Genomic DNA, 6,942 nt, shown 5'->3' with positions numbered 1-6,942 from the left:
AACTCGCAGGCGCATATGACCACAGCCTTCAAACAGCGCCTCGGCGTGAGTCCGGCGCAATTGCGCACAGATTCGCGCCATAGCTCTGTTACCGACAAACAACATTCTTCTATATAGAAGAAGCGGTCACCCGGCAGCTGCCCGGCATGTCTTTACCCAAACCATTTCAGCGAACAACCAGTGGCATTCAAACGCCCGTCTGTGGTGTCCTGTTCGACAAGAGCCCGGCACGCTCACCGTCCGGCTCACTCCATTCCGGCATGCAACCGATGAGGTCCGCTTCATGAGCAAGGCGCCCTACGCTCCACCCAAGGTCTGGAAACACATCGCTCCGTCCGGCGGCCAGTTCGCCAGCATCAATCGCCCGATTGCCGGGCCTACGCACGACAAGACGCTGCCGGTCGGCAAGCATCCGTTGCAACTGTATTCGCTGGCCACGCCCAACGGCGTGAAAGTGACCATCCTGCTTGAGGAGTTGCTGGTGCTCGGACGCACCGACGCCGAGTACGACGCCTGGCTGATCCGCATCAACGAGGGCGACCAGTTCTCCAGCGGCTTTGTCGAGATCAACCCCAATTCGAAAATTCCGGCGCTGCTGGATCGCAGTGTAGAACCGACCATTCGCGTCTTCGAATCCGGCTCGATCCTGCTCTATCTGGCGGAAAAATTCGGCGCCTTCCTGCCCACCGACCTGGCGGGACGCACCGAAACCCTGAACTGGCTGTTCTGGCAGATGGGCTCGGCACCCTACCTGGGCGGTGGCTTCGGGCATTTCTATGCCTATGCGCCGGAAAAGCTCGAATACCCGATCAACCGGTTCACCATGGAAACCAAGCGCCAGCTGGATGTGCTTGATCGCCGCCTGAGTGAAAGCCCCTACCTCGCCGGCAACGACTACACCATCGCCGACATCGCGGTCTGGCCTTGGTACGGGCAATTGGTGCGCAATAACGTCTACTCCGCCGCCGAGTTCCTTTCCGCTCACGAATACACCCACGTGCAGCGCTGGGCGCAAGAGATTGCCGAACGGCCTGCGGTGGTTCGTGGCCAGCGCGTCAACCGGACGTGGGGCGATGAAGCGAGCCAGGTTCCTGAGCGACATCAAGCAAGCGATCTGGATTGAGCTTCGCCTGATACGACGCGACGCCCGGTGCGGATTTATCGGGCGTTGCGTTCGCTACACCAACAGGTTGGCCCACTGCCCCGGCGTCATCTTCGTCACCATCAGCAACACGATCACGAACATCCCCAGAAATCCGGCAATCCCCATCCAGAACCATTTACGATACACGCAGCGGTAGTCATCAGCGAGCCCTGCCCCGGTCTCGACCGCGCTCGAAGCCATCACGTGCAAACGCTTTTGAAGCACCAGTACCGGCAACCAGAGCGAGCCGACACACAGGAAAATGATCAAGGAGGTCAGCACCCATTCCGTGGTCAGGGGCAGTCCGGCAAGCCTGGTCAACCCGTAACCCGTCGCGATCTGGATAAAGCCCGCCGGCGTGGTGATCCAGGCGTCGAACCGTACGACCATTCTCGCCACGTGAGCGATCACCAGAGGGTTGGCTGTACGGCTCGCGGCGATCAGGTAGAGGTAGGAGCCCATGCCGAATCCGAACAGAAAAACCGCGGCGATAATGTGAATGTATTTGAGGCACAGATAGAGCACGGTCAGTTCTGCCCGTCAGAGAAATGCATCGACAGGCTCAGATTCTGCGGATCGTTGATGGCCGCCATGTATTCAGCGACAGTGATCTCGCCCACGCAGGGACGTGCGCCAGCCTCGGGCCGATATCCCCGGGCGATTTTCGCGGCCAGGGCAACGGCTGCGCAGCTCGGGATCTCCGGTCCCTTGTCATTTCGGGCGGTGAGCTGCACCGTCATGGCCAGCGGTTTTCCGTCGATACCGAGTCCTGTCACGTCGATATACATCGCGCTTTTGCCATCACCGAATCGCTCGAACCAGGTACCCCAGCGATGAAGCCGCGCCGCCCAGGGAACATGATCACGAAACGCACCAAACCTGCGGGCCAGGGCGAACAGACCGTTGGCCACACCACCCAGCTTGAGGCCCGCGCCGGCCTTGAAACTCAAGGTTCGTGCGCCGTAGCGTTTGGCGAAGATATCCATGTCCGGAACATCGACGTTCGCCAGCACCCGAACGCCCAACTGAGGCATCCTGCGCAACGTCAGATCCAGCCAGCCTGCCACCTCATGAACCTGGCCATTCCTGAGTTGCCTGATCGGCTTGCCGGCGTAGGCCAGAACACCTTCAATCGTCGACAGGCCCGGCATTTTCGCCGACGAGGAAATACCATGTTCGATCGAATCGATGCGGGAGAAGCGATGCCGCTGTTCATCGATAAGGGCCGATGAAAGTGTCGGCACCGAACTGCAACCGCTGAGAATCGCCACGCCGGCCTGTTTCGCGCGGGCATCGAGGGCTTCGATGCCGTTGACGAAGGTTCTGCAGTCGGACAAGTCGCAATAATGCACACCCGCGTCGATGCAACGCTCGGCGACCGCATAGGGTTGCCCTTGAAACGGGCCGCCGGTGTGGATGACCAGTTGAATGCCCATCGATTTCAGAGCCGCTTCAAACCCGTCCCCCATCGCGTTGCCGCACCAACTCTGGCAGACAACGCCCGACCGGGCTTTCAGCTCGTCGACTTTGCGCACCAATTTCTGCGGGTCGCGGCCGGAGATCACCAGCTCGATGTCCGGCATCTCAATCAGATGCCGACTGACAATGCTGCCGAAATTTCCATAACCGCCGACCACTAAAACCCTGAGTGCCACGCAATACTTCCTTGAAATGGATAACTGATTTCAATCGGACATCTTTTACTTATGCGACTGACCCAGCGGGACAGCGCAGGCCGGGTCAACACGCCCTTGGCGCGGGAGCCGAGCGCCGCGTAGAGCGTCAAGGATGTCACCGACAACGCCCGATCAAGGCGCGACATTGCTGCCGCAGTTTCTGATCCTTGCCTCGATTTTCATCTCGTCGGAGTGAAACGCCGCATATTACAGGAGCACGCGGGACAACGGACCAACGGCCGCTACGCTTTACTTCTCGGGGTCAGCGGCCCAATGATAGAAAACGGCACCGACCTCGAATAACGACAACGGAGGGTCGTCCACCGATCATGAACATTCTCTACGACGAACAGGTCGACGGCGTTTTGCCCGACGTCGACAAAGCCGCGTTGTTGCAAGCCCTGCAGCGCCAGTGGCCGGATCTTGAAGTCCTGCATCAGCTTGAAGAACTCAAGCCGTATGAGTGCGATGGCCTCTCCGCCTATCGCACCACGCCGTTGCTGGTGATACTGCCACGGCACATCGATGAAGTTCAGGGCGTGTTGCGGATCTGCCATGAGCGGCGGGTTCCGGTGGTGGCCAGAGGCGCCGGGACCGGTTTGTCAGGCGGAGCCCTGCCACTGGAGAAAGGCGTGTTGCTGGTAATGGCGCGCTTCAACAACATCCTGCACATCGACCCTGAAGCCCGCACCGCGCGGGTTCAACCCGGGGTGCGCAACCTGGCGATTTCCCAGGCCGCCGCGCCATTCGGGCTGTATTACGCGCCCGATCCCTCCTCGCAAATCGCCTGTTCCATCGGCGGCAATGTGGCGGAAAACGCCGGCGGAGTGCATTGCCTCAAGTACGGTCTGACCGTGCATAACCTGCTCAAGATCGAGATTCTCACCGTCGATGGCGAACGCCTTACGCTGGGGTCGGAGGCACTGGACTCTCCCGGCTTTGACCTGTTGGCACTGTTCACCGGCTCCGAAGGCCTGCTCGGCGTCATCACCGAAGTCACGGTCAAACTCTTGCCCAAACCCCAGACTGCCAAAGTGCTGCTGGCGGCATTTGATTCCGTGGAAAAGGCCGGCCGCGCCGTGGCCGACATCATCGCGGCCGGCATCATTCCCGGCGGCCTGGAGATGATGGACAACCTGGCGATCCGCGCTGCCGAAGACTTCATCCACGCCGGTTATCCGGTGGATGCCGAGGCCATTCTGCTTTGTGAACTCGATGGCGTTGAAGCCGATGTCCACGATGATTGCGCGCGGGTCCGACAGGTGCTCGAACACGCCGGTGCCACCGAGCTGCGCCAGGCCCGGGATGAGGCCGAGCGCGTGCGATTCTGGGCCGGACGCAAGAATGCCTTCCCCGCCGTAGGACGGTTATCTCCGGACTATTACTGCATGGACGGCACCATCCCGCGCCGCGAATTGCCCGGCGTACTGCACGCGATTGCGCAGCTTTCAGCCGAATATGGCTTACGGGTCGCCAATGTATTCCACGCTGGCGACGGCAACATGCATCCTCTGATTCTGTTCGACGCCAATCAGCCCGGCGAACTGGAACGTGCCGAAGCGCTGGGCGGCAAGATCCTCGAACTGTGCGTGAAGGTTGGCGGCAGCATCACCGGCGAACACGGCGTGGGCCGGGAAAAAATCAACCAGATGTGCGCGCAGTTCAACGGTGATGAGCTGACCCTGTTCCACGCTGTGAAGAAAGCCTTCGACCCGGGCGGCCTGCTTAACCCCGGCAAAAACATTCCGACCCTGCATCGCTGCGCCGAATTTGGCGCCCTGCACGTACATCACGGGCAATTGCCCTTCCCCGAGCTGGAGCGGTTCTGATGGGTGATACCAAGGATTTCGATGACAGCGCCGCGTTGCTCGAACAGGTCAACCGGGCACTGGAAAGCGCCACGCCGCTGCGCATTCAGGGGGCCAACAGCAAGGCGTTTCTCGGACGCATCGTCGGTGGCGAGATTCTCGACACCCGCGCCCATCGCGGCATCGTCAGCTACGACCCGACCGAACTGGTGATCACGGCACGCTGCGGTACTCCGTTAACAGAATTGCTGGGCGTGCTGGACGCCTCGCAACAGATGCTTGCGTGCGAACCACCCTCTTTCGCCGATGACGCCACGGTCGGCGGCATGATCGCCACGGGCCTGTCCGGGCCGCGTCGGCCCTGGTCGGGATCGGTGCGCGACTTCGTGCTTGGTACGCGGATCATTACCGGTCATGGCAAGCACCTACGCTTCGGTGGCGAAGTCATGAAAAACGTTGCCGGCTATGACTTGTCACGTCTGATGGCAGGCAGTTACGGCTCGCTGGGGGTGATCACCGAAGTCTCGCTCAAGGTGCTGCCCAAACCGCGTGCGTGCCTGAGCCTCAGCCTGGAAATGACCGGTGAACAAGCTTTGCAGCGTTTGGCCGAATGGGGCCAACAACCGTTGCCGATCAGCGCCGCGTGTCACGATGGCCGGCAATTGCGCTTGCGTCTGGAGGGTGGCGAAGGTTCAGTGGCGGCCGCCCATGATCGCCTTGGCGGCGAGTTGATCGACAGTTCGTTCTGGGCCGGCCTCAACGAGCAACGCCTGAGTTTCTTCGATGAAGACCAACCGCTCTGGCGCCTGTCCGTGCCGCTCAACACGCCGCCGCTGAACCTGCCCGGCGAGCAGTGGCTCGACTGGGGCGGCGCGCAACGCTGGCTCAAATCGACAGCCGAAGCGGCGACCATTCGCAACGTGGTCGGCGAAGTCGGCGGACATGCGACCTGCTACAGCCACGGCCTGATCGATGAACCGTTCCATCCTCTGACGCCCGCCCTGCTGCACTATCACCGCCAACTCAAACGACAACTCGACCCCCGGGGCATTTTCAATCCCGGGCGTCAGTACGCGGAGCTTTGAGCCATGCAGACCACCCTCAGCCCGCAAGCCCGACAATTGCCCCGCGCCGAAGAGGCCGAACGCATTCTGCGCACCTGCGTTCATTGCGGATTCTGCAACGCGACCTGCCCGACTTATCAATTGCTCGGCGATGAACTGGACGGCCCGCGTGGGCGTATCTATTTGATCAAGCAAGTGCTCGAAGGCAGCGAAGTCACGGCGAAAACCCAGCAACACCTCGATCGCTGCCTGTCGTGCCGTAACTGTGAAACCACCTGCCCTTCCGGCGTGGACTATCACAACCTGCTCGACATTGGCCGAGCAGTGGTCGACGCAGCTGTCCCGCGGCCGCTCGGGCAACGCCTGTTGCGCGAAGGGCTTCGAAGCGTCGTGCCCAATCCACGGTTGTTCAAAGGGTTGGTCAACGGTGGGCAGATGTTCCGGGCGCTACTGCCCGATGCCTTGCAAAACAAACTGCCACGCAACGCGGTGATGCCTGCATCACGTCCCGACATCCGCCATGCAAGGCAAGTGCTGATGTTGGAGGGTTGCGTACAGCCGGGTTTATCACCCAATACCAATGCAGCAGCGGCACGGGTGCTGGATCGTCTGGGCATCAGCGTGATCCCGGCCCGCGAGGCTGGTTGTTGCGGCGCGGTGGATTATCACCTCGACGCCCAGGCCACCGGCCTTGACCGCGCCCGTCACAATATCGATGCGTGGTGGCCGGCCATCGAACGGGGTGCCGAGGCGATCGTGCAGACCGCCAGCGGTTGCGGTGCGTTCATCAAGGATTACGGGCATTTGCTTCGCGCCGATCCAACTTATGCCGAAAAGGCCAAAGCCGTCAGCGCGCTGGCAAAAGATCTGGTTGAGGTGCTGCGTGAAGAGCCGCTCGAATCCTTCGGCATCCACGCCAATCAACGTGTGGCTTTCCATTGCCCCTGCACCTTGCAGCACGCGCAGAAACTTGGCGGTGTGGTGGAGTCGGTACTGGTCCGACTGGGCTTCGACCTGACTGCCGTCCCCGACGCTCATCTGTGCTGCGGCTCGGCAGGTACTTACTCGATCACCCAACCGGCGCTGGCCAGATCACTGCGCGACAACAAACTCGCTGCGCTGGAGAGTGGTCATCCCGAGATCATCGCCACCGCCAACATCGGCTGTCAGGCACACCTCGATGGCGCCGGCCGCACGCCCGTCAGGCACTGGATCGAACTGGTGGACGCGCATTGCCGCTGAATGTCCGG

The 6,942-nt window shown here is 61.1% G+C and carries 7 protein-coding genes and 1 pseudogene (1 of these 8 running past the window's edge); 5 read left to right on the top strand and 3 right to left on the bottom strand.

Annotated features, from left to right (window positions below):
* Both ABFB52_RS12585 and yghU read left to right on the top strand, forming a co-directional pair.
* Positions 1–117, top strand: the 3' end of a protein-coding gene (locus tag ABFB52_RS12585; protein ID WP_085748368.1) for an AraC family transcriptional regulator. The gene continues 729 nt to the left of window position 1, outside the view; only the last 117 of its 846 coding nucleotides appear in the window; the start codon falls outside the window, past its left edge; its stop codon occupies positions 115–117.
* Positions 118–283: 166 nt separating this feature from the next.
* Positions 284–1,123, top strand: a complete 840-nt coding sequence (gene yghU / locus ABFB52_RS12580; protein ID WP_129974055.1) for a glutathione-dependent disulfide-bond oxidoreductase — start codon at positions 284–286, stop codon at positions 1,121–1,123.
* Positions 1,124–1,177: 54 nt separating this feature from the next.
* Here yghU and ABFB52_RS12575 read toward each other — a convergent pair whose 3' ends face one another.
* The 3 genes and pseudogenes from ABFB52_RS12575 to ABFB52_RS12565 all read right to left on the bottom strand — a co-directional run.
* Positions 1,178–1,669 carry a DUF2269 domain-containing protein gene (locus ABFB52_RS12575; protein WP_129974056.1) on the bottom strand — a complete coding sequence of 164 codons (492 nt, stop codon included), beginning with the start codon at positions 1,667–1,669 and terminating at the stop codon, positions 1,178–1,180.
* Positions 1,670–1,671: 2 nt separating this feature from the next.
* A complete protein-coding gene (locus ABFB52_RS12570; protein ID WP_085748371.1) occupies positions 1,672–2,799 on the bottom strand; it encodes a saccharopine dehydrogenase NADP-binding domain-containing protein in 1,128 nt (375 codons plus the stop codon).
* A pseudogene (locus ABFB52_RS12565) lies at positions 2,781–2,966 on the bottom strand (hypothetical protein); the annotation flags it as partial. The pseudogene ABFB52_RS12565 and the gene ABFB52_RS12570, both read right to left, overlap by 19 nt.
* A gap of 183 nt (positions 2,967–3,149) precedes the next feature.
* On the opposite strand from ABFB52_RS12565, the gene glcD reads away from it, so the two are divergent.
* Genes glcD through glcF form a run of 3 tightly spaced genes read left to right on the top strand, consistent with a single transcriptional unit; the run spans position 3,150 to position 6,934 of the window.
* Complete coding sequence (gene glcD / locus ABFB52_RS12560; protein ID WP_129974057.1) at positions 3,150–4,649, top strand: glycolate oxidase subunit GlcD; 1,500 nt, start codon at positions 3,150–3,152, stop codon at positions 4,647–4,649.
* The gene (gene glcE / locus ABFB52_RS12555) at positions 4,649–5,713 is read left to right on the top strand and encodes a glycolate oxidase subunit GlcE (RefSeq protein ID WP_129974058.1); all 1,065 of its coding nucleotides are present in this window, start codon (positions 4,649–4,651) and stop codon (positions 5,711–5,713) included. The genes glcD and glcE overlap by 1 nt, the downstream gene beginning before the upstream one ends.
* 3 nt (positions 5,714–5,716) lie before the next feature.
* Complete coding sequence (gene glcF, locus ABFB52_RS12550) at positions 5,717–6,934, top strand: glycolate oxidase subunit GlcF (protein WP_129974059.1); 1,218 nt, start codon at positions 5,717–5,719, stop codon at positions 6,932–6,934.
* Positions 6,935–6,942 lie beyond the last annotated feature (8 nt).

Origin of the sequence: Pseudomonas sp. 9.2(2024) (assembly GCF_039695385.1) — a bacterium.
GTDB classification, from domain to species: Bacteria; Pseudomonadota; Gammaproteobacteria; order Pseudomonadales; family Pseudomonadaceae; genus Aquipseudomonas; species Aquipseudomonas paraglycinae.
The sequence above is the reverse complement of the archived record's forward strand: the minus strand, read 5'-3'. Positions and strand labels throughout refer to the sequence as shown.

Coding starts and splice junctions, on each gene's coding strand:
- yghU (WP_129974055.1), top strand. CDS start 284: ATGAGCAAGGCGCCCTACGCTCCACCCAAGGTCTGGAAACACATCGCT.
- glcD (WP_129974057.1), top strand. CDS start 3,150: ATGAACATTCTCTACGACGAACAGGTCGACGGCGTTTTGCCCGACGTC.
- glcE (WP_129974058.1), top strand. CDS start 4,649: ATGGGTGATACCAAGGATTTCGATGACAGCGCCGCGTTGCTCGAACAG.
- glcF (WP_129974059.1), top strand. CDS start 5,717: ATGCAGACCACCCTCAGCCCGCAAGCCCGACAATTGCCCCGCGCCGAA.